The organism is Azospirillum agricola (genome assembly GCF_017876095.1).
Classification (GTDB): Bacteria; Pseudomonadota; Alphaproteobacteria; order Azospirillales; family Azospirillaceae; genus Azospirillum; species Azospirillum agricola.
In genome coordinates this window covers 138,602-163,704 of the sequence record NZ_JAGINM010000017.1, presented here as the reverse complement: position 1 = coordinate 163,704, position 25,103 = coordinate 138,602, and the positions used below count along the sequence as shown (strand labels likewise).

The window sequence follows — 25,103 nt, the reverse complement described above, 5'->3', positions numbered from 1 at the left end:
GAATGAGTTGTCGGGCACGGGTATTTTTTGTTTTGCGCGCGACCGGCGCGCGCAAAAGCCTCGGAAAACCCATGCTCCACGACGACGCCCGGCCGGAAGAGGCCAATTCCCCCACGCCCGCCAAGGCGCCCTTCAAGATCCTCGTCGTCGACGGCGATCCCGCGTTGCTGGCGATGGCGCGCGAGGCCGTGCGGGGCGTCACCGTCGAGGGGGCCGGCGTCGAGGCGATCGGCGCCGCCACGGCCGCCGAGGCGCGCGAGACGCTGTACGACCATCCCGACATCGCGCTGATCCTGCTGGAGGTCGTGCTGGAAACGGAGCGGGCCGGGCTCGATCTCGTCGCCCACATCCGCCAGGATCTCGGCAACCAGCGCACCCGCATCGTCGTCTGCACGGCGCACCCCGACGCGGTCGGCGAGGAGGAGGTGATCGCCAACAACGACGTCGGCGACTACCGCGCCAAGGCGGGGCTGACCGCCCGCGCGCTGCGCACCGCCGTGGTCGGGCAGTTGCGCACCTTCGCCAGCCTCCAGGCGCTGGCGGCCGGCCGCAAGGGGCTGGCCCGCATGCTGGTGGCGACGACCGGCCTGCTGGAGCTGCGCACGCCGGACACCCTGTTCCCCAACATCCTGCCGCGCGTCGTCGGGCTGCTCGGCATCGGGCACCACGCGCTGCTGTGCATCCAGGGCGACACGCTGCCGCGCGACCGCAGGATCCGCGTGCGTGCCTCGACCGGCCGCTTCGCCAAATGGAAGGATGTCGAGGTCGGGGCGCTTGGCGAGGCGCGGGTCGAGGCGGCGCTGGAGCGGCTGTCGCCGAGCAGCGAGACCATCGTCGAGCCGGACTTCTGCGCGCTGCGCCTGCGTGCCAACGGCGGCATCACCGGCATGATCTATGTCGAGGGCCGCAACGACGGCACGGCGCGCGAGTGGCAGCTTCTGGAGCTGTTCCGCAACAAATGCTCGATCGCCTTCGAGAACGCCCTGCTGTTCGAGGAGCTGAACACCTCGCAGAAGGCGACGGTGCTCGCCATGGGTTCGCTCGCCGAATACAAGGACAACGCGGCGTCGGGTCATCTCCAGCGCATCGAGCGGCTGGTCGGCGAGATCGCCCGCGAGCTGATGCGGCGTGGCCAGTTCGGCGGCGAGCTGGACGCCGACTATGTCGAGAAGGTCGGGCTGGCCGCCCTGCTGCACGACGTCGGCATGCTGAGCGTGTCGGATCAGACGCTGGGCATGCCGGGCGAACTCGCCATCAACGACATGCAGGCGATCCAGCGCCACACCGAGATCGGCCACCGCATCCTGTCGGAGGCGGCGCTCCCCCTGCGCGGACGCTCGCTGCTGTCGATCGCGGCCGAGATCGCGCGCTACCACCACGAGCGCTACGACGGGTCGGGCTATCTGGAGGGGCTGAAGGGCGACGCCATTCCGATCGGCGCCCGGATCATGGCGGTGGCCGACGTGTTCGACGCGCTGATCACCAGCCGGCAGTACCGCGGCGCCTGGACGGTGGAGCAGGCCATCGCCTGGGTCGTCGAACGGTCGGGGCGTGATTTCGACCCGCGCGTGGTCGACGCCTTCGTCATCGTGATCCGGCGCTTCCAGGCCGAGGATCCCGGCTGGTTCCCGAAGGGCGACGGCGGTCCGGGCATGCTGGGCGGTCTGATCGGGCGCAAGCTGCGCGCCCTGTTCGGCGGACGCGCCCAGGCGCTGTAGCCGGGGTCCGGAGCGGAAAGGTTCTGAAGGACACGGATGAACACGGATGCCGGCTGCGCCGGCTCACGGATGGATGCCGGCCGGGCGGCATCCGTGTTCATCCGTGGAAATCCGTGTTCATCCGTGTCTTTAAGCCCTTTCCCCCGCTTCAATCCTTCTCCTCGATCTGTTAGGACAGGCGGCTTCGGGGCGCTCGCATTCACGCGGGGTCTGCTCCGGTCATCGGCGCCCGTATTGCCGCGGGCCGCTTCCGGAAGGATCTTGGACATGATCTGGCTCGCCGCCTATGTTGGCAGCATCCTTGCCATCAATTTCGCCTTCAGCCTGTTCCCGCATCTCGACCTCGTCTGGTCCTGCTGGGCCGGTCTGATCTTCGTCCTGCGCGACATGGTGCAGGTCCGTTTCGGCCACTGGTCGCTCGCCGCCATGCTGGTCGGCACCCTGCTGTCGACCCTGCTGGCCGATCCCTTCGTCGCCACCGCCAGCGTCGCCGCCTTCGCCGTGTCGGAACTGATCGACTGGGCGGTCTTCACCGTCACCAAGCGCCCCCTGCGCGACCGGCTGTGGCTGAGCGCCGCCCTGTCGGTGCCGGTCGACACCGCGCTGTTCTTCGGCATGCTGGACATCTGGGATCCGGGCGTCTGGGCCGCGAGCCTCGCCTCGAAGCTGCTGGGCGTGTCGGTGGTGTGGGCGCTGATGCGCGCCCGCGACGGCCGGTTGCCCGCAACGGCGTGACGGAGTCCCCCTTCCCGCGAAGCAGGGAGGTTGGGGATGGGCAGGGTGGGGCGCGTGAGCGATCCCACCGGTCCCGTTTCAGAAATCCATGAAGCGGTTGAGGATGCGCCCGATCGGCCCGGTCAGGCGCAGGCCGCCGATCGTCGCGGACAGGCACAGGCAGCCTTCCGGATCGGCCACCGGCCGGTGCTCGATGGACGGGTCGCCGATGGCGATGTCGCCCGGCTGGAAGGATCCCAGCTCGTCGGAGAAGCCACCCTCCAGCACCACGGTCAGCTCGATGTCGCCATGGGTGTGCTGGGGAGCGGCGACGCCGCCCTTCATGCGCACCAGACGGGTGACCGCGCTGGAGCCGGTCCGCAGATCGATGACGGCCATGCCGGGTTGCAGGAAACGCCAGCGCTTGCCTTCCAGCCCGCCGCCGAGATAGCCGCGCAACGGTTCGGGGATGATCGGCCGCGCGGCGGTCGTCGGGGTATGGGCGGGTCGTTGGGGGGCCGGAGGCTGGAGTGCCGGCCGGCAGGGGGGTGGGCGCAGGGACTCGTCCCGGTCGATGCGGGCGAGCAGCGCGTCCAGGCAGTCGGGCGAGACGGAATCCGGTTCCAGATCGTCGAGCAGGGCGCCGCCCACCGCCTCCATCTCGCCGACCATGCGGCGGCAGCAGGGGCAGAAGGCCATGTGGGTGGCGACGACCAGCGAGGCGCCCTCGCACAGGGCGCCGCCCGCGTAATCGATCAGCAGGGTATCGCCGGGATGGTGGCTGGGCAGGCTCATGCGACATCCCTCAGGGCCTTGCGCAGGCGGTCCATCGCCAGACGCAGGCGCGACTTCACGGTGCCGAGCGGGATGCCGTGCTCGGCGGAGATCACGCTGTGCGGCTTGTCCTCGAAATAGGCCATCCGCAGCAGCTCCGCCTGTTCGGGCGGCAAGTCCTTCAAGGCGGCGCGCAGCCGGTCGTTGCTCTGGCGTGCCTCCACCCGCCGGTCGGCCGGCTCGTCCGCCTCCGGGACGAGCGCGGGGTCGCTGGGGTCGATCTCCGGCCGCTGCTCGCGGCGCAGCGAATCGACCCGCTTGTTGCGGGCGATGGTGAACACCCAGGTGCTGGCCGACGCCTGGGCCGGATCGTAGGTTTCGGCGCGTCGCCAGACCAACAGCATGACCTCCTGCACAAGCTCCTCGGCTGCGCCGGATTCGCATCCCAGCCGGCGCAGATACGTCTTCAGCCGCGGCGCGAAATGGCCGAACAGCGCCCCGAACGCCAGACGGTCCTGCTCGCGCCCGACGGCGACGAGCAGATCCTCAAGACTCGGGGCCGTGTCGGCCATGGGGGGATGCGTGTCCTGCATTCCTCCATTCAAGGGCAACGGACGCCGCCGCACAAGATGGGGATCGCCATGATCCACCCTCCTATACCGAATTCGTCCGTTCCCCGCCGCGCCGGGCGGTGTCTCGCATCATGCGTTGGTACGCAACCCCCCGCCGTCCGGATCACACAAAAAACCTGAGGACTTGGTTACAGCCGCGACACAATCGCGCGGGCCGGCGGCGGAACCTGCGAGGCGCCCTTGGAAAGCCGCGCCGGTTTGCGGTAGTGTCCGCCCGACCCACGGAACACCAACGAGCTGTCGCAAAACGATGCTGCCTTTCCGCGCCATCCGCCGCACCGCCGGGGCCGCCCTGGTCCTCGCCGCCCCCCTCCTGGTGATCGCCGCCTCGTCGGCCGGCGCCGCCGACCCCCGGCTTCTCGGCACCTTCAAGGATTGGAACGCCTTCGCGTTCGAGGAGAAGGGCAGCAAGGTCTGCTACATCTCCAGCCAGCCCAAGAAGAAGGAGCCGGCGGCGGCCAAGCGTGGCGACGTCTATGTGCTGGTCACCCACCGTCCGACGGAGAAGACGCTGGACGTCGTGAGCTTCATCGCCGGCTATCCCTTCAAGAAGGAGAGCGAGACGGTGCTGGACGTCGCCGGCAAATCCTTCAAGCTGTTCACCGACGGCGAGACCGCCTGGGCGCGCGACTCCGACACCGACAAGGCGGTGACGGCCGCCATGCGCGACGCCAAGGGCAAGCCGATGGTCGTCAAGGGCGTCTCCGGGCGCGGCACCAAGACCACCGACACCTACAGCCTGGACGGCCTCGCCCAGGCCTACGACGCGATCAACCAGGCCTGCAACGTGAAGCGCTGACCGGCGCCTTCCGAGGCTTCGAGGGTGGGGAACCGCAGTTCCTCACTTGGTCTTTTGACTCTTGCGCCTCATGGCCCTATTTAGGGGGCCATGAGCGCCCTCAATCATGCCACCGCCTTCGCCCTGCCGGCCGCTGACGCCGACGGCCGGAAGAACCTCGTCGGTCTGTCCCGCGAAGAGCTGGAAGCCGAAATGCTGTCCATCGGCCTGGAGAAATTCCGGGCCCGCCAGCTCTGGCACTGGATCTACCACCGTGGCGCCACCGACTTCGCGGTGATGACCACGCTGGCCAAGCCGGTGCGCGAGAGGCTGGCCGACAGCCACCTCATCGCGCGTCCGACGGTCGTCAAGGATCTGAAGTCGGCCGACGGCACCCGCAAATGGCTGCTGCGCATGCCGGACGGGCAGGAGGTGGAGAGCGTCCACATCCCCGAGGAGGATCGCGGCACGCTCTGCGTCTCCTCGCAGGTCGGCTGCACGCTCACCTGCCGCTTCTGCCACACCGGCACGCAGCGTCTGGTGCGCAACCTCGATTCGTCGGAGATCCTGGCCCAGGTCATGCTGGCCCGCGACATGCTGGGCGAATGGCCGGCGCCGCCCGACGGGCGCATGCTGTCCAACATCGTCATGATGGGCATGGGCGAGCCGCTGTTCAATTACGAGAACGTCGCCAAGGCGCTGAAGATCGTCATGGACGGCGACGGCATCTCGATCTCCAAGCGGCGCATCACGCTCTCGACCTCGGGCGTCGTCCCGGCGATGCGCCGCTGCGGCGAGGAGCTGAACGTCAACCTCGCGGTCAGCCTGCACGCGGTGACCGACGAGCTGCGCGACGTCATCATGCCGATCAACAAGAAGTACCCGCTGAGCGAGCTGATGGCGGCCTGCCGCGACTATCCCGGCCTGTCCAACGCCCGTCGCATCACCTTCGAATACGTGATGCTGAAGGGCATCAACGACAGCCCGGCCGACGCCCGCGCGCTGGTCAGGCTGCTGGAGGGCGTGCCGGCCAAGATCAACCTGATCCCCTTCAACCCCTGGCCGGGCGCCCCCTACGAGCGTTCGACCGACCGGGCGATCCAGGTCTTCGGCGACATCGTCAACAACGCCGGCTACGCCAGCCCGGTGCGCACCCCGCGCGGCGAGGACATCATGGCCGCCTGCGGCCAGTTGAAGAGCGCCAGCCTGCGCATGACCGCCGCCGAGCGCGCGGCCATCGACAAGGTCATCGCCGAGAAGGACGCCGAACTGGTCTGAGCGGAACCGGCGCCACCCTGTTTCCCGCCCGCCGCGGACGGGAAACAGGCTTCTTGGCCGGCTTGACGGGCGGGGAACCGCGCGGGATGCTTTCGGGTGCGCGCACTGCCGCGCGCCAACGAAAACCCCGCTCGGGAGACGTCAGGGATGCTCCGCTTCAAACACGGCCTGCTCGGTGCCGCCGCTCTCGTCCTCGCCGCCACGGCGCTCACGACGTTGCCGACGGCGCCGGCCGTTGCCGATACGCCGAAGGATTCGCTGGTGATGGCGTGGCAGTTCGACGACATCGTCGGGCTCGACCCCGCCGAGATCTTCGAGCTGTCGGGCGCCGAATACAGCGCCCAGGTCTATGACCGGCTGATCCATTTCGACGTCAACGACGTCAGCCGGATCGAGGGCGAGGTCGCCGAGAGCTGGACCGTCTCCCCCGACGGCAAGACCTTCACCTTCAAGATCCGCGACGGCATCAAATTCCATTCCGGCAACCCGCTGACCGCCGAGGACGTCGCCTACTCCTTCCGCCGCGCCGTCAAGATGAACAAGGGGCCGGCCTTCATCCTCGGCCAGTTCGGCCTGACGCCCGACAACGTCGATGCGATGGTCAGCGCGACCGACCCGCGCACGCTGGTCTTCACCACCGACCAGACCTACGCGCCGACCTTCGTCCTCTACTGCCTGACCGCCGACGTCGCCTCGGTGGTCGATTCCAAGCTGCTGCGGAGCAAGGAGAAGGACGGCGATTTCGGCTCCGCCTGGCTGAGGAACAACTCGGCCGGCTCCGGCCCCTTCTCGCTGCGGCAGTGGAAGGCGAGCGAGCTGCTGATGCTCGACGCCAACGCGAACTACTGGCGCGGCGCCCCGGTGCTGAAGCGCGTGCTGATCCGCCAGATCGCCGAGCCGGCGACCCAGCGCCTGCTGCTTGAGAAGGGCGACATCGACATCGCCCGCAACCTGAAGCCGGAGCAGTTCGAACCGCTGAAGGGAAACAGCGCCGTCCGGCTGGTGCAGTCGCCCAAGGGCACGCTGTGGTACCTCAGCCTGAACCAGAAGAATCCGGTGCTGGCCAAGCCCGAGGTGCGCGAGGCGATGAAGCACCTCGTGGACTATGAGGGGATGGCCAAGACCATCATGAACGGCCAGGGCACCATCCACCAGACCTTCCTGCCCAAGGGCTTCCTCGGCGCGCTCGACGAGAATCCCTACCGCTACGACCCGGCCAGGGCGAAGGAGCTGCTGGCCAAGGCGGGGCTGCCGGACGGCTTCACCGTGACGCTGGACATGCGCAACACCACGCCCACCCAGGACATGGCCCAGGCGATCCAGGCGAGCGCCGCCGCCGCCGGGGTCAGGATCGACATCATCCCCGGCGACGGCAAGCAGGTGCTGACCAAGTACCGGGCGCGCAACCACGACCTGATGATCCAGCAATGGGGCGCCGACTACCAGGATCCGCACACCAACGCCGAGACCTTCGCCTCCAACCCCGACAACGGCGACAACGCCAAGTCCAAGCCGCTGGCCTGGCGCAATTCCTGGGACATTCCGGAGCTGACGAAGATCACCGCCTCGGCGGTGATCGAAAGCGACGCGGCCAAGCGCGCGGCGATCTACCAGGATCTCCAGCGCAGGGTGCTGGCCGAGTCGCCCTTCGTCATCATGTTCCAGCAGACGGAGGTCATCGCCGAGCGGACCAACGTCTCCGGCATGGTGTGGGGGCCGAGCTTCGACACCAACACCTACTGGAAGGCCGTGAAGAAGTAGGGGAGGGCTGGCTTCGCCGCGGAGCGCGGGCGGTTCCGCCCGGTTCATCGATGGACCGTCATCGGCTATTCTCGGCCGATGACGGATCGGAAACGAACAGGGGCTCCCGACCGGGCGGCGGGTGGGGCCATGGATTGGGACGACCTGCGGGTCTTCCTCGAACTGGCCCGCGCCGGCAGCCTGTCGGCGGCGGCGCGGAGCCTGCGGCTCAGCCACGCGACGGTGGGGCGGCGGCTGGCCGCGCTGGAGGCGGCGCTCGGCCGCACGCTGATGGAGCGGCGGCCCGACGGCTACGTCCTGACCGGCGACGGCGAGGCGGCGCGGGCGCTGGCCGAGGCGATGGACGAGGCGGCGCTGGCCATCCGGCGGCGGGAAGGCCTGGGGGAGGGGAGCGGCGGCGGGCTGACCGGGCTGGTGCGCCTGACCATGACCCAGGCGCTGGCCGACCGATTCCTGATCCCCCGGCTGGGTCCGCTGCGCGCGGCGCACCCCGGTCTCGACCTGGAGGTCATCACCGACAACCGGGTGCTCAGCCTCGCCCGGCGCGAGGCCGATCTGGCGATCCGGCTGGCCCGCCCGCAGCAGGGCGAGCTGATCGGCCGGCGGCTCGCCACGCTGGGCTATGGGCTCTACGCCGCTCCCGATGCGCCCGACGCGCTGATCGCCTACGACGAGACGCTGGCCGACCTGCCGGAGGCACGGTGGCTCGCCCGCCATGGCGGCGGCCGGCGGGTGGCGCTGCGCACCAACAGCGTCCAGGGACAGTTGGCGGCGGCGGTCGCCGGCTTCGGCATGGCCTTCCTGCCCTGCCTGCTGGCCGATGGCGTGCCGGGGCTGGAGCGCCGCCCCCTGCCGGGGCCGCCGCTGGTGCGCGAGGCGTGGCTGCTGGTCCACCGCGACCGCAAGGACGTTCCCCGCGTCCGCGCGGTGATGGAGACGATCGTGGCGGTGTTCGAGGCCGAGCGGGAGCGGCTGGAGGGGTGAGGCCATACGCCCCATCCCCGACCACTCCGTTGCGAAAACCCCATCCATCCCGCAAGTTTCTTGTCAAAATCGTTGAGCCGGCGCGCCGCATCGTCCATTCTCCGGCTTTTCCGGGGGGTGGAAAGAGCCTCCCACGGCATCAGGTCAGGCGGTCATGACGGGCGAACGCATCTATCTGTACGACACCACCCTGCGCGACGGCGCGCAGACCCAGGACGTGGATTTCTCGGTCGCCGACAAGATCGCGATTGCCCAGGAGCTGGACCGTCTCGGCATCGACTACATCGAGGGCGGCTGGCCCGGCGCCAACCCGACCGACGACCAGTTCTTCGCCGTGGCGCCGGACCTCGCCCGCGCCACCTTCACCGCCTTCGGCATGACCCGCCGCCCCGGCCGCAGCGCCGCCAACGACCCGCAGCTGACGGCGCTGGCGCAGTCGCGCGCCAAGGCGGTCTGCATGGTCGGCAAGACCTGGGACTTCCACGTCGACGTGGCGCTCGGCATCCCGCGCGAGGAAAACCTCGAGCTGATCCGCGACAGCATCGCGGCCCTCCACGCCGCCAAGGGCGAGGCGCTGTTCGACGCCGAGCATTTCTTCGACGGCTACAAGCGCAACCCGGCCTACGCCGTCCAGTGCGTCAGGGCCGCCTTCGAGGCCGGCGCCCGCTGGATCGTGCTGTGCGACACCAACGGCGGCACCCTGCCGCACGAGGTCGAGGCCATCGTCCGCGCGGTGATCACCGAGCACGGCATTTCCGGCGACCGTCTCGGCATCCACTGCCACAACGACACCGAGAACGCGGTCGCCAACTCGCTGGCGGCGGTGCGGGCCGGGGCGCGCATGGTGCAGGGCACCATCAACGGGCTGGGCGAGCGCTGCGGCAACGCCAACCTCGTCTCGCTGATCCCGTCGCTGATGCTGAAGATGGGCTGCGAGACCGGCATACGCCGCGAGGATCTGCACCTCCTGACCCAGCTCAGCCGGTCCTTCGACGAGCGGCTGAACCGCGCGCCCAACCGCCACGCGCCCTATGTCGGCTCCAGCGCCTTCGCCCACAAGGGCGGGCTGCACGTCTCGGCGGTGGAGAAGGATCCCGCCTCCTACGAGCATGTGGCGCCCGAGGCGGTCGGCAACCGCCGGCAGATCGTCATGTCCGACCAGGCCGGGCGGTCGAACATCATCGCGCGGCTGCGCGACATCGGGCTCGACATCGACCCGAGGGACGAGCGGCTGGCCCGCCTGCTCGATCTGGTCAAGCAGCGCGACAGCGACGGCTACGCCTACGACACCGCCGAGGCCAGCTTCGAGCTGCTGGTCCGCCGGGAGCTTGGCGCCGGGGACATGTCGCGCTATTTCGAGCTTCTGCGCTTCCACGTCACCGACGAGCGCCGCTACAACGCGGTCGGCAAGCTGGTGGTGGAATCGGAGGCGGTGGTCCGCGTCAGGGTCGGCAGCGGGATCCGGCTGGAGGTGGCGGAGGGCAACGGCCCGGTCCACGCGCTCGACATGGCCATGCGCAAGGCGCTGGAGCCGGCCTATCCGGTGCTGAGGACGGTCAGCCTGTCCGACTACCGGGTGCGCATCCTGGCGGCCAAGGACGGCACCGGGGCGATGCCGCGCGTGCTGATCCGCTCGGCCGGGCTGGACGGGGCGGAATGGTCGACGCTGGGCGTCTCCACCAACATCATCGAGGCGTCCACCGAGGCGCTGGTCGACAGCTACGCCTACACCCTGATGAAGAGCGGCACGGCGCCGGTGTGACCGGCCCTGGCCAACCCGGGCCCCTCTACAGCAACCCGTCGGCGAAGTCGGTGATCGTCGCCGACAGGAACAGGTCGACCATCACCAGCGCGGCGGCGGCGAGGCCGGAGAGGTCCAGCGCCGTCCGCAGCACGAACCACTGGTAGGTCAGCATCGCCATCATCACGCCGAAGACCAGCCCCTCGGCCAGGAAGGCCGGCAGCAGGCCGGTGGCGGACAGCACCATCACCGGCAGATAGACCGTCATCTGGATGACCGACGACCAGTTGTAGGCGGCGACCGCGCCCGGATAGCGCTCGGCCTTGCCCATCAGAAGCGCGATCCGGTGCAGCGCCAGCGGGAAGGCGGTCCAGCTCACCACATAGGCGATGGATTCGACCGTCAGCACCTGGAGCAGCGGCGTGTCCCCGACCTGATCCCACAGCCGGATCGCCAGCAGCAGCGCGTAGCCGGGCAGCACCACCACCGCCGCGTAGAAGGAGGCGAGCGCCCCCTCCGGCGTGCGGTCGATGACGTCCATCCCGCTGCGGTCGAAGCGGGCGAGCCGGTAGGCGCCGGTCAGCGCCGTGAGGATGGCGGCGGCGGTCAGCGGCATCGGCCGGCTCAACCGACCGGGGGCCGGGAGGTCGGCAGCCGGCCGAACACGTCCTTGAGGATCGCCTCGTAGACGGCGGTCAGGCCGGTCAGGTCGGCGACGGCGGTGTGCTCGTCCACCTTGTGCATGGTCTGGCCGACCAGCCCGAACTCCACCACCGGGCAGAAATTCTTGATGAAGCGCGCGTCCGAGGTGCCGCCGGTGGTCGAATATTCCGGGCGGCGGCCGGTCGCGCCCTCGATGGCGTCGGCGACCAGCTCGGTCAGCGGGCCGGGCGCGGTCAGGAAGGATTCGCCGGAGCAGTGGATGTCCAGCTCGTAGGCGCCGCCCACCGCGTCGAAACAGCCGCGCAGCCACGCCTCGATGCCGGCGGGGGTGTGGGCGTCGTTGAATCGGATGTTGAAGGTCGCCCGCCCTTGCGCCGGGATGACGTTGTTGGCCGGGTTGCCGACGTCGATGGTGGTCAGCGCCAGCGTGGAGGGCTGGAAATGCTCCGTCCCCTCGTCCATCGGCTTCTCGGTGATGGCGGCCAGCATCCGCACCAGACGCGGCAGCGGGTTGTCGGCCAGATGCGGGTAGGCGGTGTGGCCCTGGGCGCCGAGCACCGTCAGATGGCCGGTCAGGCTGCCGCGCCGGCCGATCTTGATCATGTCGCCGAGCGCCCTGGGGTTGGTCGGCTCGCCGACCACGCAGGCGTCCAGCGTCTCGCCGCGCGCCGCCAGCCAGTCCAGCACCTTCTTCGTGCCGTTGATGGCGACCCCCTCCTCGTCGCCGGTGATCAGCAGGCTGATCGAGCCGGCGGGGCGGCCCTCCGTCTCCAGATGGCGGGAGACGGCGGCGACGAAGGCGGCGATGGCGCCCTTCATGTCCACGGCGCCGCGGCCGTAGAGCCTGCCGTTGTGGATCTCGGCGGCGAAGGGATCGATCGACCAGCCCTTCAGCTCGCCCGGCGGCACCACGTCGGTGTGGCCGGCGAAGCAGAAGTTCGGCCCCTCGGTACCGAGCCGGGCGTAGAGGTTCTCGACCGGGGCCGTGCCCTCCTGCTCGAAGCGCAGGCGGTGGCAGGTGAAGCCCAGCGGCGTCAGCGCCGCCTCCAGCACGCCCAGCGCGCCGTCGTCGCGCGGGGTGACGCTGGGGCAACGGATGAGATCCTGGGCAAGGGCGACGGCGTCGATGGTCATGGCGATCTTTCCAACCGGCTCGACGCCCCGTTTTCGCCATCCCCGCGAAGGCGGGGAGCCAGGCGTGGGGGCCGAAACGCTGAGATGCGGAGCCTGGGCCCCCGCCTTCGCGGGGGTGACGGTGCTGAGTGGATCGGGAAACGCGCCGCGTCAGTCGCGCAGCAGGTCGTTGATCGCGGTCTTGGCGCGGGTCTTCTCATCGACGCGCTTGATGATGACGCAGCAGTACAGGCTCGGGCCGGGGGTGCCGTCGGGCAGCGGCTTGCCGGGCAGGTTGCCGGGGACCACCACCGAATAGGCCGGGACGCGGCCGACGAAGACCTCGCCGGTGTGGCGGTCGATGATCTTGGTCGAGGCGCCGATGTAGCAGCCCATCGACACCACCGCGCCGGTCTCGACGATCACGCCCTCGACGATCTCCGACCGGGCGCCGATGAAGCAGTTGTCCTCGATGATGACCGGATCGGCCTGCAACGGCTCCAGCACGCCGCCGATGCCGACGCCGCCCGACAGGTGGACGTTCTTGCCGATCTGGGCGCAGGAGCCGACGGTGACCCAAGTGTCGACCATGGTGCCGCTGTCGACGTAGGCGCCGACGTTGACGAAGCTCGGCATCAGGATGACGCCCGGCGCGACATAGGAGGACTTGCGGGCGATGGCGCCCGGCAGCGCGCGGAAGCCGGCGGCCTGGAACTGCCCCTCGGTCCAGCCGTCGAACTTCGGCGGCACCTTGTCGTACCAGGAGGAACCGCCGGGGCCGCCGGGGATCATCTCGTTGGCGTTCAGGCGGAAGGACAGCAGCACCGCCTTCTTCAGCCACTGGTTCACGGTCCAGCCGGCATCCGTCTTCTCGGCGACGCGCAGGTCGCCGGAATCGAGGGCGCCCAGCGCCGCGTCCACCGCCTCGCGGACGGCGCCGGTGGTGGCGGTGTTCAGGCCGTCCCGGTTGTCCCAGGCGGCGTCGATGGTGGCTTGCAGGCTGGCGTGGCTCATGGCGCGGTCGTTCGGCTGTCGAAAATGGCAGGGGACCGCACCATGGAGCCGGCCCGCCCGCCTGTCAACCGGAGGCGCCGCCCCTTTAGTCCGCCGGTCACTCCACCGCGTCGGCCACCGCGGCGAGCCAGTCCGGCAGGTCGTCGACGCTGTGGTCGATGTGGCTCCCGGTGCCGACGCCGGCCTTCTCGTACTCGAGTTCGCCGCGCACCCACACCGTTTTCATCCCCAGCGCGTGGGCCGGCACGAGGTTGCGGGCGATGTCCTCGACCATGCAGGCGCGGGTCGGGTCGATGCCGTGGCGCTCGACCAGCGTCGCGTAGGGGCGGGGATCGGGCTTCGGCAGATAGCCGGCGGCGGCGATGTCGAACACCGCCTCGAAGCGGCCGAGGATGCCGAGCCGGCCGGCGACGTTCTCGGCGTGGCGGACCGAGCCGTTGGTGAAGATGATCTTGCGGCCGGGCAGCCGGTCGAGCGCCCCGGCCAGCACCGCCGACGGCTGGACCCCGGTCACGTCGATGTCGTGGACATAGTCCATGTAGGCGACGGGATCGACGTCATGCTCGGTCATCAGGCCGCGCAGCGTGGTGCCGTAGTCGCGGAAGAACCGCTTCTGGCGGTCGCGTGCCTCGGCGAAGGGGATGCCGAAATGCTCGGCGATGAATTCGCTGATGCGGCGGTCCACCTGGGCGAACAGGTTGCAGGAGGCGGGGTAGAGCGTGTTGTCGAGGTCGAAAATCCAAACCCCGGTGTCACGCAGCGCTGTCAGCTTGGCGGGAGCGGTCATGCGGCTTAGAATGGGGCGCCCGTGCGTCCGCGGCAAGCCGCTTCGCTGGGGTTTTCCCCGCGCCCCGTCACGTCTGATGCTTGATTGAAGATTAACCGCCGAGGCGGTAGCATGGATCCGGCCGGCGCCTGGGCCGCACCCGTAAGTATAGACTGCGATCCATTTTTCGCCTGACACGTTTTTCAGAGATCTCCGTGGACCATCCCTTGGCCGCAGCGTCGCTTCCCTTCACCGATCCCGTCGGCGCCGATCCCGCCGGGCCGGCCGCCCTGGTCGCCGCCTATCCGGGACCGGCCCTGCGGCTGGCCGACGGCCTGTCGATCGCCGAGGCCAACGCCGAGGCGGAGGAGATGCTGGAGAACGACCCGCGCTGGTTTTCCGACCTCCAATCCTGGCTGTCGGCCTCCAGCGTGGCGCCGGGCCTGCGGTCGGTCCCCATCGAGTCGGCGCGCGGCATCATGATCGTCGAATGGGCCGGCGTGCCGCTGGCCGACGGCGGCTTCCTGCTGCTCGGCCGCGACGACACGCTGGAACGGCAGCTCCGCCACACGCTGACCGAGTCGCGGCGGCGCTACAAGGATCTGGTCGAGGTGTCCTCCGACTTCGCCTGGGAAACCGGCCCGGACGGCACCTTCGTCTTCGTCACCCACAAGGGGGCGCTCGGCTACGACACGGATTCGCTGATCGGACTCGACCCGCGCCGGCTCGCGCTGGAGGAGTGGGGCGATTTGCCGCTGCCTTTCGACACGCACCGCCCGGTCGACCAGAGCGAGCTGTGGCTGAAGAGCGCCGACGGCACGCCGGCCTGCGTCGTCGCGTCGGCCCTGCCGCTGTTCGGGGCGCAGGGCGAGTGGCTGGGCGCCCGCGGCGTCTGCCGCGACGTCACCGACCAGGTGCTGCGCTCGGCCGAGCTGGCGCGGGTGCGCAACCGGGAGCGGCTGCTCGCCCACATCGTCCACACGCTGCGCGACCGGCTCGACGCGGCGGAGGCGCTGACCGTCGCCGCCGCCGAGACCGCCCGCGCGCTCAGCGCCGACGGCTGCCGCATCTACCGCGCCGGCGAGGAGGGCGGGCTGGTTCTGGTCGCCGAGTTCGGGGCGGCTCTGCCCGACAGCGAATGCGCGGGCGGGGCGCAGCTGGCCCCGATGCTCGACCGCATCGCCGCGTCCGACGGGGTCGTCATGGACCAGATCGGCGAGCTGCTGCTGGTCGGCGCGCGCACCGAGCACCGGCAGGCGCTGAACGGCACCGTCCTGGTCTGGCGCGCCGACGATTCCGAGCCGTGGGACGAGGAGGACCGCCACCTGCTGTCCGGCGTCGCCGACCACATCGGCATCGCCCACGCCCATCTCGCCTACCAGGAGCGGCTTCGCCGCCTGTCGGAACGCGACGGGCTGACCGGCCTGTTCAACCGCCGCACCTTCTTCGAGCGGCTGGAGGAGGCGCTGGAGCGCACCGACAGCGGCCCGTCGGCGCTGCTCTACGTCGATCTCGACAATTTCAAGGCGGTCAACGACCTGCACGGCCACCAGCAGGGCGACACCGTGCTGAAGGCGATCGGCACGCTGCTGTCCTCCGGCGTGCGGCCGGGCGACCTGCCGGGGCGCCTGGGCGGCGACGAGTTCGTCCTGTGGCTCGGCCGCGCCGACGAGGCGCAGGCGCGCCGGGTCGCCGAACGGCTGCTGAAGGGGATGGCCGGGCTCGCCCACCTGTCGGCCAGTCCGGAGAAGCCGCTCGGCCTGTCGATCGGCATCGCCGTCCATGTGCCGGGGCGCGGCGAGACGGTGCGCGAGCTGACCGACCGCAGCGACGCGGCCATGTACGCCGCCAAGAAGAGCGGCAAGGGGCATTACGCGCTGGCCCCCGCCCACCAGCCGGCCACCCAGCCGGCCAACCAGCCGACCGCCACCCAGCCGATTACCCTGGTGGAGACCGCGCCGTGAGCACGCGCACCGACCAGCAGCTCGACCCGGCCGATTACGAATCCGCCAAGCGCATGGTGCAGAGCGACGATCCGGCGGTGCGCCGCAAGGTCGCCGAGCACCCGAAGACCCGGCCGGAGCTGCTGTACTTCCTCGCCGCCGACGCCGCGGCCGAGGTGCGCCGCGCCATCGCCACCAACGCCGGCACGCCGCGCCAGGCCGACCTGATGCTCGCCAAGGACCGCGAGGTCATGGTGCGCCGCGCGGTGGCGAAGAAGATCGCCCGCCTGCTGCCGGAGCTGACCGCCAACCAGGCGGCGCAGATCGAGAAGCTGACGGTGGAGTGCCTGGAGACGCTGGCGCGCGACCAGGCGTCGGAGGTGCGCGGCATCCTGGCCGAGGCGCTGAAGGATTTGCCCAACGCCCCGCAGGGCCTGATCAACACGCTGGCCCGCGACGTCGAGCTGTCGGTCTGCGCCCCGATCCTCCAGCATTCGCCGATCCTCACCGACGAGGATCTGGCCGACCTCATCCTCAAGGGGCCGGTCAGCGGGGCGATGACCGCCATCGCCAGCCGGCGCAACGTCTCGGCCCCGGTCGCCGACGCCATCGCGCGGTCCAACGACGAGGCGGCGGTGACGGCGCTGCTCGGCAACCCGTCGGCGCAGGTGCGCGAGGACACGCTCGACCGCATCCTCGACCAGGCGCCCCAGCATGAACCCTGGCACGCCCCGCTGGTGCGGCGCCCGCGCCTGCCGGCCCGCGCGGTGGCGCGGCTGGCCAGCTTCGTCGCCGACAATCTGCTGAAGGTCCTCCAGAGCCGCGACGACCTCGACCCGGCGGCGGCGCGCGATCTGGCGGAGGCGGTGCGCCAGCGGGTCGGCAAGGCGGCGGCCGGGAACGGGCTGGGGCGCAACGACTTCGCGGCCGACACGCATGGCGGCGCGTCGGCCGGCCCGGAGAAGACGGCCGAGAAGCCGGAGGACCGCGCCAAGCGTCTGAACAAGGAGGGCAAGCTCACCGAGAAGGTGGTGGAGGGCGCTCTTCTGGAAGGCGACCGTGCCTTCGTCCTCGCCGGTCTGGCCGAGCTTTCGCAGATTCCGGTTCCCATCGTCGACCGCATCGTCGGCACCCACGCCGCGCGCGCGGTGACGGCGCTGGTGTGGCGCGCCGGACTGACCATGCGCTTCGCCCGGCAGGTGCAACTCAGGCTCGCCCAGATTCCGCCAAAAACAGCGCTTAATGCTCGGGACGGCACGCAGTACCCGATGACCGACGACGAGATGCGCTGGCAGCTCGAATTCTTCGGGGTCACGGAGAAGGCGTAAGGCCGTCCCCTCCAGCCTGTCATCCCCCGCGGGTTCCCGTCATGCGTTCGCTGTTCCTCGCCTTCTTCATCGTCCTGATGACCGTGTCGGCCTTCGCCGCCGCCCCGCCGCGCGCCACCGTGGAGGAGCGCGAGGTCGCCGCCGCCTTCGAGGCGGCGCAGGCGGCGCTTTCCCAGCAGCGCGGCGCCGCCGTGGTGCCGCTGCTCTCCCGCGCCTCGGTGCGGGCGCTGGAGTCGGTGCGCACGGCCGCCCGCGCGCCGGGCGACGCGGCGGTCGAGCGTCTGGAGCCGGCGGAACGCTTCGCCGCCATGGGGCTGCGCCGCTATCTCGGGCCGGCGGAGCTGCGGCGGATGTCGGTCGGCGACATCGCCGACCACGCGCTGAAGCAGGGCTGGCTCGGCCCCAACATCATCGCGCGCAGCTCGCTGGGTTCGGTGCGGGTCAAGGGCGACCACGCGTCCGGTCTGCTGATGGTCGACAACCGGCCGGCCATGGTGCCCGCCGACTTCGTCCGCGAGGGCGGCGCCTGGCGCATCGACCTCGCCAGCGTCTTCGCTTTCGGCGGCCAGATGCTGAAGGGGCTGGCCGTCATGTCGGGCAAGGACGAGACGGCCTACATCAACGACCTGCTCGACAAGCTGCCGCCGGCCAAGCCGGGGGTGATGAGGCGGTAGAGCCGCCGCCGCCGAACGCCGACAAAGCTCCTGCGTCGGTTCCTCCGCCTGACGGGGAGGGCCGGGGTGGGGCAGGGATGCCTGTGGGCGCGCATCTGGCGACGGGAGCAGTCCCCTCGATGCCGCGCTGCAACCCAGCCGCGTTACGCCGACGGCGCCGTACAGCGCGGTTGCGGAGAATCCGGCCCCCGGGTAGACTCCCGGCGCCCACCCAAGCCGCTGGTGTCGACGATGACCGTTCCGGATGGCCTTTCCTGCGACGCCCCGGATGAGCCGGACACGGTGTTGCCGTCCGGCCGCGGCCTTCCCTGCGGCGCCCGCCTCGCCGGGGCGGTGCGCGCGCTGGCCGCCGCGAAGCGGACCGATCCCTCGGCCCTCGCCCTGGCGGCGCTGCTGCTGGTGCCGGACGGCGCCTGCGATCCGGGGGAGTGCGACGTGGACGGCCGTGTGACCCTGCCTCTACGCCCGGTCGTCACCGCCACCGATTCCGCCGTCCGCCGGGCGTTGGCCGCCGCGGTGGCGCTCGCCGACCCGGCCTTCCGCATCGTTCCCGCCGCCGACGTCGGGCGGCTGGAGGCGGCGGTCGAGACGCTGGGCTACCGCAACAAGACTCTGGCCCACGCGCTGAAGCGGCTGTCCTTCCAGCCGCTCGATGGGCGCGTCACCGAGCTGCGCGATGCGGTGCAGATGTTTGGCTTCGTCAATGAATGGTGCTTCGACGAGGAGCAGGTGCGCCGCCGCTTCCGCGAACTGGCGCCGGTCTACCACCCGGACACCGGCGTCGTCGCCTGCCGCGAGCGGATGGCGCAGTTGATCGACGCCCGGAACCTGCTGGTCCGGCACGTCCGCACCGTTTATGGCTCCGGCGCCTGGATGGAGCACCAGCCGGCCCGGTGATCCCCGGCGGAGTTCAGATGGCCGCCGCGAAGCCGATGGCGTCGATGGTGTTGGCCTTGTCCAGCGTGGCGCCGTCCAGCACCGCCCCGGTCAGGTCGGCCCCGGTCAGGTCGGCCTCGCTGAGGTTGGCGCCGCGCAGGTCGGCGCCGGCCAGATTGGCGCCGGCCAGGTTCGCCTTGCGCAGGTCGGCGTTCTGGAGGATCGCCATGCCGAGCCGGGCGCGCTGGAGGTTGGCGCGCCAGACATGGCCGCTCATCGTCTGGATGTGGACCGGACCGAGCTGCGCCCCGGTCAGGTTGGCGCCGGTCAGGGTCGCCCGCTCCAGGTTGGCGCCGCGCAGGTCGGCGCCGGTGAAGTCGACCTTGCGCAGGTCGGCCAGCGACAGGTCGGCGATCGCCATCGCCACGCCGCTCAGGTTGGCGCCGCGCAGCGCGATGCATTGCAGGATGGCGGCGGACAGGTTGATGCCGTCCAGCTTGCGCCCCGACAGGTCGAGCGCCGACAGGTCGGCGCGCTTGCCGGCCTTGCCGCCGCTGTCGATCCAGGACAGATGCTCGGTCAGGATCTCGCGCAGGTCGTCGTCGGGATTCTCCAGCGCCTTGGCCAGCACCGCCGCCTGGAGGTTGGGCGAGCGCAGCTGCGCGGCGTCGAGGATCGCGCCGATCAGGGTGGCGCCGGTGAAGTTGGTGCGGTTGATGGCGCAGCCGGTCATCACCGCGCCCGACAGCTTGGCGCCCGACAGGTTGGCCTCGGTCAGGTCGGCGTCGGTCAGGTCGCAGCCGGTCATGTTGGAACCGGTCAGGTTGGCCCGCATGAACTTGGTGCCGCGCAGGATGGCGTCGGTCAGGTCGGTCTGCATGACGAAGGCGTTGGCGATCTTGGCCCGCGACAGGTCGGCGCCGCGGATGGTCGCCGCCGTCAGCTCGGACGTCAGCACCGAATCGTCGTACTGGTGGGCGATCATCTCGCCGCCGCTGTAATGAAGGAGCGTGCCGTCGCGCAGATCGACCTCGACCAGCGTCGCCTCGCTCAGCACGGCGCCGCGCAGGCAGGCGCCGCGCAGGTCGGCGCGCCGCAGGTCGGCCTTCTCCAGGTTGGCGAGCCGCAGGTCGGCGGCGTAGAGATTGGCGTTGGACAGGTTGGCGGCGGTCAGCCGGGCGCTGAACAGCTTGGCGCCGGACAGGTCGGCGTCGGACAGGTCGATGCCCGACAGGTCGAGGTGCGACAGGTCGCGCATCTTCAGGTTGGCGCGCACGCCGCCGGGCTGGCTCTTGCGGAAGGCCTGGTGCCGCAACAGGATGGCGTTGAGCTGGCTCTGCGTCAGCTTGGTGCGCGGCGTGCTGGAACCGAAGCCCTGGGCGGACGACATCGCCGGAAAACCTTCTCAGTGTGGTTGCCCACTGTGCGGTCAAGAGCCAAAAGAATCGTTAAGGGTCGAAAAGATGTGACAAAATTTTTCCACCGATAACGGGTGCTCGGCAAGCCCGATCTTGGAGGTGTTGACTCGGCCTTTCGGCTTCTCTATGGTCCGCCGACCTGTCTTCCGCCAAGCCGATAGACCGGGTACCCCGGCCCGACGCCGGGTATCTCCGCCAGTCCGCGAGTTGTCGCGCACTGGCGCTTTTGTGCTTGTGCGGACGACGGACCCGAGACCGATAGGAACCGCAACCCCATGTTCGAAGGCCTGACCGGACGTCTGGGCGACATCTTCGACAAGCTGCGCCGCCGCGGCGCGCTGAGCGAGGAGGATGTCTCCGCCGCGCTGCGCGAAGTGCGCGTGGCCCTGCTCGAAGCCGACGTCGCCCTGCCGGTCGTCAAGCAGTTCGTGACCCAGGTCAAGGAACGCGCCGTCGGGCAGGAGGTCCTGCGCTCCGTCTCCCCCGGCCAGCAGGTCATCAAGATCGTCCACGACAACCTCGTGGAGATGCTGGGCGAGGGCGTCGACATCAACCTGAACGCCGCCGCCCCGGTGCCGATCCTGATGGTCGGCCTCCAGGGCTCGGGCAAGACCACCAGCACCGCCAAGATCGCGCTGCGCCTGAAGACCCGGGACCGCAAGAAGGTCCTGATGGCCTCGCTGGACGTCCGCCGTCCGGCCGCGCAGGAGCAGCTCAAGGTGCTGGGCGAGCAGGTCGGCGTCGCCACGCTCCCGATCGTCCCCGGCCAGGACCCCATCGCCATCGCCAGGCGCGCCCTGGAGACGGGCCGGCTGGAAGGCTACGACGTCGTCATGCTCGACACCGCCGGCCGGCTGTCGATCGACGAGGAGCTGATGGCCGAGGTCGCGGCGGTCCGCGACGCGACCAAGCCGGCGGAGACGCTGCTGGTCGCCGACGCGATGACCGGCCAGGACGCCGTCACCGTCGCCACCAACTTCAACGACAAGGTCGGCATCACCGGCATCATGCTGACGCGCATCGACGGCGACGCGCGCGGCGGCGCCGCCCTGTCGATGCGGCAGATCACCGGCAAGCCGATCAAGCTGCTGGGCGTCGGCGAGAAGATCGACGCGCTGGAGCCCTTCCATCCCGACCGCATCGCCGGCCGCATCCTCGGCATGGGCGACGTCGTGTCGCTGGTCGAGAAGGCCGTCGAGACCATCGACAAGGACGAGGCCGAGAAGCTCGCCCGCAAGATGGAGAAGGGCCAGGGCTTCGACCTCGACGACATGGCGATGCAGCTCAAGCAGCTCCGCAAGATGGGCGGCATGTCCGGCCTGATGGGGATGCTGCCCGGCATCGGCAAGATCAAGAACCAGATGAAGGACGCCAACATCGACGATGGGATGATCAAGCGCCAGGAGGCGATCATCTCCTCGATGACCAAGGCGGAGCGGAAGAACCCCGACATCATCAAGGCGTCGCGCCGCAAGCGCATCGCCGCCGGCTCCGGCACCTCGGTGCAGGAGGTCAACAAGCTGCTCAAGCAGTTCGAGACCATGCGCGGGATGATGAAGCAGGTGCAGAAGCTGGGCAAGAAGGGCCTGATGCGCCAAGGGCTGCAAGGGCTTCTGCCGAAGAATTTCCGGGGGCCGATGTAGGCCCCCGCGAAGGGAAAGCGCGCGTTTCGCGCGGTTGTTGTCAACGTTCCAACAGGAAAGTGTTTCGACCCATGGCTCTCAAGATTCGTCTGGCCCGCGGTGGCGCCAAGAAGCGTCCGTTCTACGCGATCGTCGTCGCCGACGCCCGCAGCCCGCGCGACGGCCGCTTCATCGAGAAGATCGGCACCTACAACCCGATGCTGCCGCGCGAGCACGAGCAGCGCATCGTGCTGGACGCCGAGCGCGCCAAGCATTGGCTGTCGGTCGGCGGCCAGCCGACGGACCGCGTCGCCCTGTTCTTCGCCAACGCCGGCCTGATCGAGAAGCGCGCCGTCAGCGAGACCCCGAAGAAGTCCGCCCCGAAGGCCAAGGCCCAGGAGCGTCTGAAGGCCGAGGCCGCCGCCCGCGCCGCGGCCGAAGGCTGAGATCGGGGCTGAGGTTCGGTGTCGGGCGCTCCCACGATGACCAGCAAGCTTTGCGTCGGCCAGTTCGCGGGATCGCACGGCGTGCGGGGGCTGGTGAAGCTGCGCAGCTTCACCCAGGACCCCGCCGACGTGGTGGCCTACGGCGCGCTGTCCGACGAAACGGGCGGCCGCAGCTTCCGGCTGGCGCTCCAGGGCAAGGCCAAGGATCTGTTCCTGGCCAAGGTCGAGGGCGTCGCCACCCGTGAACAGGCCCAGGCTCTGGCCGGGGTGCGGCTCTACGTGGACCGCGCCGCCCTGCCGGAGACGGAGGACGAGGACGAGTTCTACCACGCCGACCTGATCGGTTTGCGGGCGGAACTCGCCGAGGGCGGCCTCTACGGCACGGTGAAGGCGATCTATGATTTCGGGGGCGGCGACGTCCTGGAGATCCGGGTCGCGTCCGGTGCCCTGGAGATGCTGCCCTTCTCCAAGGCCTGCGTGCCGGTGGTGGACGTGCGCGGCGGCCGAATCGTCGTCGATCTGCCCGCCGTGATCGAGGCCCGCGAGGGCCAGGATGACGACGCGGAAGGGGAAGGCGGGGAGGAGGAGCCGTGAATCACGGCGCCGACGGCCCGCTGGTCTGGACCGCCAAGGTTCTGACGCTGTTCCCGGAGATGTTTCCGGGGCCGCTCGGCCAGAGTCTGGCCGGCAAGGCGCTGGAAAATGGAGTCTGGGCGCTGGAATCGGTGGACATTCGCTCGTTCGCGCGCGATAAACACCGCTCCGTCGACGACACCCCTTTCGGCGGAGGGGCCGGCATGGTCATGCGGCCCGACGTGCTGGACGCGGCCTTGACCGCGACGGCCGGGCCTGTGGGGGCGCCGGGACGCGGCAAGGCGATCTACCTGTCGCCGCGCGGACGGGTGCTGGACCAGGCGCTGGTCAAGGAGCTGGCCGCCACCCCGGTGGTGACGCTGCTCTGCGGCCGGTACGAGGGGGTGGACGAGCGGGTCCTGGACGCGCACGGCCTCGAGGAGGTCAGCCTCGGGGATTTCGTGCTGTCCGGCGGCGAACCCGCCGCTCTGTGTTTGATCGACGCGGTGGTGCGCTTGCTCCCCGGCGTCATGGGCAACACGGAGACGGCGGGGGAGGAGAGTTTCGAGCGGGGGCTGCTGGAATACCCCCACTACACCCGCCCGGCGGTCTGGACCGACGGGCAGGGGGTGGAGCGCGCGGTGCCGGAGGTTCTGCTTTCCGGGCACCATGAGAAGGTACGGGCTTGGCGGCTCGCCGAGGCGGAGAGGATCACGGAGGCCCGACGGCCCGACCTGTGGTCCCCCTACGAGGCGGAACGCCGGGCCAGGAACGCTGAGATGAACAAGGGTCGACGGCAGGTTCGCCGGCGCGATCCGAAACCGGAGTGACGGTCCGCCGCGAGGCGCGCCGAATGAAAGAGGGATAGTGCTATGAACCTGTTGCAGCAGCTCGAGCAGGAGCAGATCGAGAAGGCCCTCGGCGGCAAGACGATTCCCGCTTTCTCGTCGGGCGACACCGTCCGCGTGAACGTGAAGGTCGTCGAAGGCACGCGCGAGCGCGTCCAGGCCTATGAGGGCGTCGTGATCGCCCGCAAGAACGCCGGTGTGAATTCGTCCTTCACCGTCCGCAAGATCAGCTACGGCGAAGGCGTGGAGCGCGTGTTCCCGCTCTACTCGCCGCGCATCGACTCGATCGAGCTGGTCCGCAAGGGCGCCGTCCGCCGCGCCAAGCTGTACTATCTGCGCGATCGTCGCGGCAAGTCGGCCCGCATCACCGAGCGCACGACCGGCCACGGCATCGTCAAGAAGGCCGCCGCCGAGTAAGGCTGCGTTCCTTTCGCAGGTTCATGAGTTCGGCGCCCGGCCCCGGCCGGGCGCTGTCGTCCCCAAACCCACCATTCTTTTGAGGAGTAGGCGCCATGAAGCGCACGTTCCAGCCCAGCAACATCGTGCGTAAGCATCGCCACGGCTTCCGCGCCCGCATGGCCACCGTCGGCGGCCGCAAGGTCATCGCCCGCCGCCGCGCCCGCGGCCGCAAGGTCCTGAGCGCCTAAGTCCGGTGATGGCGCCGGGCCGCGCGGTCGGGCGCCTGATGCGGCGGCCGGAGTTTCTGGCCGTGGCCGGGACACGGCGCAAGCATGTGGCGCCCGGCCTGATCCTCCAGGTGCGTCGGCACGACGACCGGCAGCGCCCCGCCGATGGCGGGGTGACGGTCCGTCTCGGGCTGACGGCGAGCCGCAAGGTCGGCAACGCGGTGGTGCGCAATCGCGCCCGCCGCCGTTTGCGCGAGGCGGCTCGGCAAATTCTCCCGGTTCACGCGCTTCCCGGACACGACTTCGTCCTGGTGGCGCGCGGCGGCACGGCCGGACGGCCGTGGCTTGAGCTTCTCGGCGATCTGACCGCCGGGCTGAAGCGGCTCGGCCTGTGGCGCGACGCGCCGTCCTCCCTTCCCGCCGCCCTGGCGGCCGACGCTTCCGCCGGCACGGGCGAGGGTTAGGAAAAGGGGACTCGGATGCCCCGCATGAGCCCGCCCCGCATGAGCCCGCTTGCCCACGCGCTGCGCGCGCTGGTCTATCTCTACCGCTGGACGCTGTCGCCCTTCATCGGCATGCATTGCCGCTTCCAGCCGACCTGCTCCCGCTATTCCATCGAAGCGCTCGAAAAGCACGGAGCGATCCGTGGCGGCTGGCTGACGCTGCGGCGGATCGCGCGCTGCCATCCCTGGGGCGGATCGGGCTACGACCCGGTTCCCGACCCGGCGCATCGCCATCACCACCATCATCACGGGGCATCCCGCGGGCAGGCGACTGTTGCCGCGCGCCGCGAAAACCCGTAACTAGTCCGCG

At 70.0% G+C, this 25,103-nt stretch carries 26 protein-coding genes; 19 read left to right on the top strand and 7 right to left on the bottom strand.

Translation table 11 applies throughout. From position 1 onward, the window contains the following. Positions 1-71: 71 nt before the first annotated feature. Together J2847_RS23630 and J2847_RS23625 are read left to right on the top strand one after the other, a co-directional pair. Positions 72-1,718 (top strand): HD domain-containing phosphohydrolase, encoded by a 1,647-nt coding sequence (locus J2847_RS23630; RefSeq protein WP_209781247.1) that lies wholly within the window; start codon positions 72-74, stop codon positions 1,716-1,718. A gap of 267 nt (positions 1,719-1,985) precedes the next feature. After that, positions 1,986-2,453 (top strand): preQ0 transporter, encoded by a 468-nt coding sequence (locus tag J2847_RS23625; RefSeq protein ID WP_209781246.1) that lies wholly within the window; start codon positions 1,986-1,988, stop codon positions 2,451-2,453. Between the two features lie 78 nt (positions 2,454-2,531). Here J2847_RS23625 and J2847_RS23620 read toward each other — a convergent pair whose 3' ends face one another. Both J2847_RS23620 and J2847_RS23615 read right to left on the bottom strand, forming a co-directional pair. Then, a complete protein-coding gene (locus J2847_RS23620) occupies positions 2,532-3,227 on the bottom strand; it encodes a ChrR family anti-sigma-E factor (protein ID WP_209781245.1) in 696 nt (231 codons plus the stop codon). Next, the gene (locus J2847_RS23615; RefSeq protein ID WP_209781244.1) at positions 3,224-3,799 is read right to left on the bottom strand and encodes a sigma-70 family RNA polymerase sigma factor; all 576 of its coding nucleotides are present in this window, start codon (positions 3,797-3,799) and stop codon (positions 3,224-3,226) included. The genes J2847_RS23620 and J2847_RS23615 overlap by 4 nt, the downstream gene beginning before the upstream one ends. Before the next feature lie 289 nt (positions 3,800-4,088). Between J2847_RS23615 and J2847_RS23610 the strand changes: the two genes are divergently transcribed. From J2847_RS23610 to cimA, 5 genes are all read left to right on the top strand, one after another. Further along, positions 4,089-4,637: an invasion associated locus B family protein gene (locus tag J2847_RS23610; protein WP_209781243.1), complete on the top strand. Its 549-nt coding sequence runs from the start codon at positions 4,089-4,091 to the stop codon at positions 4,635-4,637. Between the two features lie 90 nt (positions 4,638-4,727). Beyond that, positions 4,728-5,894, top strand: a complete 1,167-nt coding sequence (gene rlmN / locus J2847_RS23605) for a dual-specificity RNA methyltransferase RlmN (protein ID WP_209781242.1) — start codon at positions 4,728-4,730, stop codon at positions 5,892-5,894. 147 nt (positions 5,895-6,041) lie between these two features. Continuing rightward, complete coding sequence (locus J2847_RS23600) at positions 6,042-7,655, top strand: ABC transporter substrate-binding protein (protein WP_209781241.1); 1,614 nt, start codon at positions 6,042-6,044, stop codon at positions 7,653-7,655. Between the two features lie 129 nt (positions 7,656-7,784). Further along, positions 7,785-8,639: a LysR family transcriptional regulator gene (locus tag J2847_RS23595; RefSeq protein WP_233474734.1), complete on the top strand. Its 855-nt coding sequence runs from the start codon at positions 7,785-7,787 to the stop codon at positions 8,637-8,639. A 154-nt stretch (positions 8,640-8,793) separates the two neighbouring features. Beyond that, positions 8,794-10,401, top strand: a complete 1,608-nt coding sequence (cimA, locus tag J2847_RS23590; RefSeq protein ID WP_209781239.1) for a citramalate synthase — start codon at positions 8,794-8,796, stop codon at positions 10,399-10,401. Between the two features lie 25 nt (positions 10,402-10,426). Here cimA and J2847_RS23585 read toward each other — a convergent pair whose 3' ends face one another. From J2847_RS23585 to J2847_RS23570, 4 genes are all read right to left on the bottom strand, one after another. Then, positions 10,427-10,996, bottom strand: a complete 570-nt coding sequence (locus J2847_RS23585; RefSeq protein ID WP_209781238.1) for a hypothetical protein — start codon at positions 10,994-10,996, stop codon at positions 10,427-10,429. 8 nt (positions 10,997-11,004) lie between these two features. Next, positions 11,005-12,177, bottom strand: coding sequence for a succinyl-diaminopimelate desuccinylase (dapE, locus tag J2847_RS23580; RefSeq protein WP_209781237.1), 1,173 nt, complete (start codon positions 12,175-12,177; stop codon positions 11,005-11,007). A gap of 150 nt (positions 12,178-12,327) precedes the next feature. Beyond that, on the bottom strand, positions 12,328-13,170 hold the full coding sequence (gene dapD / locus J2847_RS23575) for a 2,3,4,5-tetrahydropyridine-2,6-dicarboxylate N-succinyltransferase (protein WP_209781236.1): 843 nt from the start codon (positions 13,168-13,170) through the stop codon (positions 12,328-12,330). A 97-nt stretch (positions 13,171-13,267) separates the two neighbouring features. Then, on the bottom strand, positions 13,268-13,957 hold the full coding sequence (locus tag J2847_RS23570; protein ID WP_209781235.1) for a pyrimidine 5'-nucleotidase: 690 nt from the start codon (positions 13,955-13,957) through the stop codon (positions 13,268-13,270). Between the two features lie 194 nt (positions 13,958-14,151). Here J2847_RS23570 and J2847_RS23565 point away from each other — a divergent pair, with 194 nt between their 5' ends. The 4 genes from J2847_RS23565 to J2847_RS23550 all read left to right on the top strand — a co-directional run bounded on the left by J2847_RS23565 (position 14,152) and on the right by J2847_RS23550 (position 18,778). After that, on the top strand, positions 14,152-15,900 hold the full coding sequence (locus tag J2847_RS23565; RefSeq protein WP_209781234.1) for a sensor domain-containing diguanylate cyclase: 1,749 nt from the start codon (positions 14,152-14,154) through the stop codon (positions 15,898-15,900). Beyond that, the gene (locus tag J2847_RS23560) at positions 15,897-17,207 is read left to right on the top strand and encodes a DUF2336 domain-containing protein (protein WP_325169469.1); all 1,311 of its coding nucleotides are present in this window, start codon (positions 15,897-15,899) and stop codon (positions 17,205-17,207) included. The genes J2847_RS23565 and J2847_RS23560 overlap by 4 nt, the downstream gene beginning before the upstream one ends. Positions 17,208-17,248: 41 nt before the next feature. Next, positions 17,249-17,881, top strand: a complete 633-nt coding sequence (locus tag J2847_RS23555) for a hypothetical protein (RefSeq protein WP_209781233.1) — start codon at positions 17,249-17,251, stop codon at positions 17,879-17,881. Positions 17,882-18,112: 231 nt separating this feature from the next. Then, positions 18,113-18,778, top strand: a complete 666-nt coding sequence (locus J2847_RS23550) for a J domain-containing protein (protein ID WP_209781232.1) — start codon at positions 18,113-18,115, stop codon at positions 18,776-18,778. 13 nt (positions 18,779-18,791) lie between these two features. Here J2847_RS23550 and J2847_RS23545 read toward each other — a convergent pair whose 3' ends face one another. Next, positions 18,792-20,147 (bottom strand): pentapeptide repeat-containing protein, encoded by a 1,356-nt coding sequence (locus J2847_RS23545; RefSeq protein ID WP_209781231.1) that lies wholly within the window; start codon positions 20,145-20,147, stop codon positions 18,792-18,794. A gap of 303 nt (positions 20,148-20,450) precedes the next feature. Between J2847_RS23545 and ffh the strand changes: the two genes are divergently transcribed. The 8 genes from ffh to yidD all read left to right on the top strand — a co-directional run bounded on the left by ffh (position 20,451) and on the right by yidD (position 25,093). Beyond that, on the top strand, positions 20,451-21,818 hold the full coding sequence (ffh, locus tag J2847_RS23540; protein WP_209781230.1) for a signal recognition particle protein: 1,368 nt from the start codon (positions 20,451-20,453) through the stop codon (positions 21,816-21,818). 71 nt (positions 21,819-21,889) lie between these two features. After that, entirely contained in the window at positions 21,890-22,243 is a 354-nt protein-coding gene (gene rpsP, locus J2847_RS23535; protein ID WP_085555989.1) for a 30S ribosomal protein S16, read from the top strand. A gap of 36 nt (positions 22,244-22,279) precedes the next feature. Beyond that, complete coding sequence (rimM, locus tag J2847_RS23530) at positions 22,280-22,837, top strand: ribosome maturation factor RimM (RefSeq protein WP_209781229.1); 558 nt, start codon at positions 22,280-22,282, stop codon at positions 22,835-22,837. Positions 22,838-22,896: 59 nt separating this feature from the next. Then, positions 22,897-23,646: a tRNA (guanosine(37)-N1)-methyltransferase TrmD gene (gene trmD, locus J2847_RS23525; RefSeq protein ID WP_233474742.1), complete on the top strand. Its 750-nt coding sequence runs from the start codon at positions 22,897-22,899 to the stop codon at positions 23,644-23,646. A gap of 42 nt (positions 23,647-23,688) precedes the next feature. Beyond that, positions 23,689-24,081: a 50S ribosomal protein L19 gene (rplS, locus tag J2847_RS23520; RefSeq protein WP_085555992.1), complete on the top strand. Its 393-nt coding sequence runs from the start codon at positions 23,689-23,691 to the stop codon at positions 24,079-24,081. A gap of 95 nt (positions 24,082-24,176) precedes the next feature. Next, entirely contained in the window at positions 24,177-24,311 is a 135-nt protein-coding gene (gene rpmH, locus J2847_RS23515) for a 50S ribosomal protein L34 (protein WP_085555993.1), read from the top strand. Positions 24,312-24,319: 8 nt separating this feature from the next. Further along, the gene (gene rnpA / locus J2847_RS23510) at positions 24,320-24,754 is read left to right on the top strand and encodes a ribonuclease P protein component (protein WP_209781227.1); all 435 of its coding nucleotides are present in this window, start codon (positions 24,320-24,322) and stop codon (positions 24,752-24,754) included. Between the two features lie 39 nt (positions 24,755-24,793). Continuing rightward, the gene (gene yidD, locus J2847_RS23505; protein ID WP_209781226.1) at positions 24,794-25,093 is read left to right on the top strand and encodes a membrane protein insertion efficiency factor YidD; all 300 of its coding nucleotides are present in this window, start codon (positions 24,794-24,796) and stop codon (positions 25,091-25,093) included. Positions 25,094-25,103: the final 10 nt, after the last annotated feature.

Bases quoted from the DNA above. Each gene is read 5' to 3' on its own strand.
- J2847_RS23630 (WP_209781247.1), top strand. From the start codon at position 72: ATGCTCCACGACGACGCCCGGCCGGAAGAGGCCAATTCCCCCACGCCC.
- J2847_RS23625 (WP_209781246.1), top strand. From the start codon at position 1,986: ATGATCTGGCTCGCCGCCTATGTTGGCAGCATCCTTGCCATCAATTTC.
- J2847_RS23620 (WP_209781245.1), bottom strand. From the start codon at position 3,227: ATGAGCCTGCCCAGCCACCATCCCGGCGATACCCTGCTGATCGATTAC.
- J2847_RS23615 (WP_209781244.1), bottom strand. From the start codon at position 3,799: ATGCAGGACACGCATCCCCCCATGGCCGACACGGCCCCGAGTCTTGAG.
- J2847_RS23610 (WP_209781243.1), top strand. From the start codon at position 4,089: ATGCTGCCTTTCCGCGCCATCCGCCGCACCGCCGGGGCCGCCCTGGTC.
- rlmN (WP_209781242.1), top strand. From the start codon at position 4,728: ATGAGCGCCCTCAATCATGCCACCGCCTTCGCCCTGCCGGCCGCTGAC.
- J2847_RS23600 (WP_209781241.1), top strand. From the start codon at position 6,042: ATGCTCCGCTTCAAACACGGCCTGCTCGGTGCCGCCGCTCTCGTCCTC.
- J2847_RS23595 (WP_233474734.1), top strand. From the start codon at position 7,785: ATGGATTGGGACGACCTGCGGGTCTTCCTCGAACTGGCCCGCGCCGGC.
- cimA (WP_209781239.1), top strand. From the start codon at position 8,794: ATGACGGGCGAACGCATCTATCTGTACGACACCACCCTGCGCGACGGC.
- J2847_RS23585 (WP_209781238.1), bottom strand. From the start codon at position 10,996: ATGCCGCTGACCGCCGCCGCCATCCTCACGGCGCTGACCGGCGCCTAC.
- dapE (WP_209781237.1), bottom strand. From the start codon at position 12,177: ATGACCATCGACGCCGTCGCCCTTGCCCAGGATCTCATCCGTTGCCCC.
- dapD (WP_209781236.1), bottom strand. From the start codon at position 13,170: ATGAGCCACGCCAGCCTGCAAGCCACCATCGACGCCGCCTGGGACAAC.
- J2847_RS23570 (WP_209781235.1), bottom strand. From the start codon at position 13,957: ATGACCGCTCCCGCCAAGCTGACAGCGCTGCGTGACACCGGGGTTTGG.
- J2847_RS23555 (WP_209781233.1), top strand. From the start codon at position 17,249: ATGCGTTCGCTGTTCCTCGCCTTCTTCATCGTCCTGATGACCGTGTCG.
- J2847_RS23550 (WP_209781232.1), top strand. From the start codon at position 18,113: ATGACCGTTCCGGATGGCCTTTCCTGCGACGCCCCGGATGAGCCGGAC.
- J2847_RS23545 (WP_209781231.1), bottom strand. From the start codon at position 20,147: ATGTCGTCCGCCCAGGGCTTCGGTTCCAGCACGCCGCGCACCAAGCTG.
- ffh (WP_209781230.1), top strand. From the start codon at position 20,451: ATGTTCGAAGGCCTGACCGGACGTCTGGGCGACATCTTCGACAAGCTG.
- rpsP (WP_085555989.1), top strand. From the start codon at position 21,890: ATGGCTCTCAAGATTCGTCTGGCCCGCGGTGGCGCCAAGAAGCGTCCG.
- rimM (WP_209781229.1), top strand. From the start codon at position 22,280: ATGACCAGCAAGCTTTGCGTCGGCCAGTTCGCGGGATCGCACGGCGTG.
- trmD (WP_233474742.1), top strand. From the start codon at position 22,897: ATGTTTCCGGGGCCGCTCGGCCAGAGTCTGGCCGGCAAGGCGCTGGAA.
- rplS (WP_085555992.1), top strand. From the start codon at position 23,689: ATGAACCTGTTGCAGCAGCTCGAGCAGGAGCAGATCGAGAAGGCCCTC.
- rpmH (WP_085555993.1), top strand. From the start codon at position 24,177: ATGAAGCGCACGTTCCAGCCCAGCAACATCGTGCGTAAGCATCGCCAC.
- rnpA (WP_209781227.1), top strand. From the start codon at position 24,320: ATGGCGCCGGGCCGCGCGGTCGGGCGCCTGATGCGGCGGCCGGAGTTT.
- yidD (WP_209781226.1), top strand. From the start codon at position 24,794: ATGAGCCCGCTTGCCCACGCGCTGCGCGCGCTGGTCTATCTCTACCGC.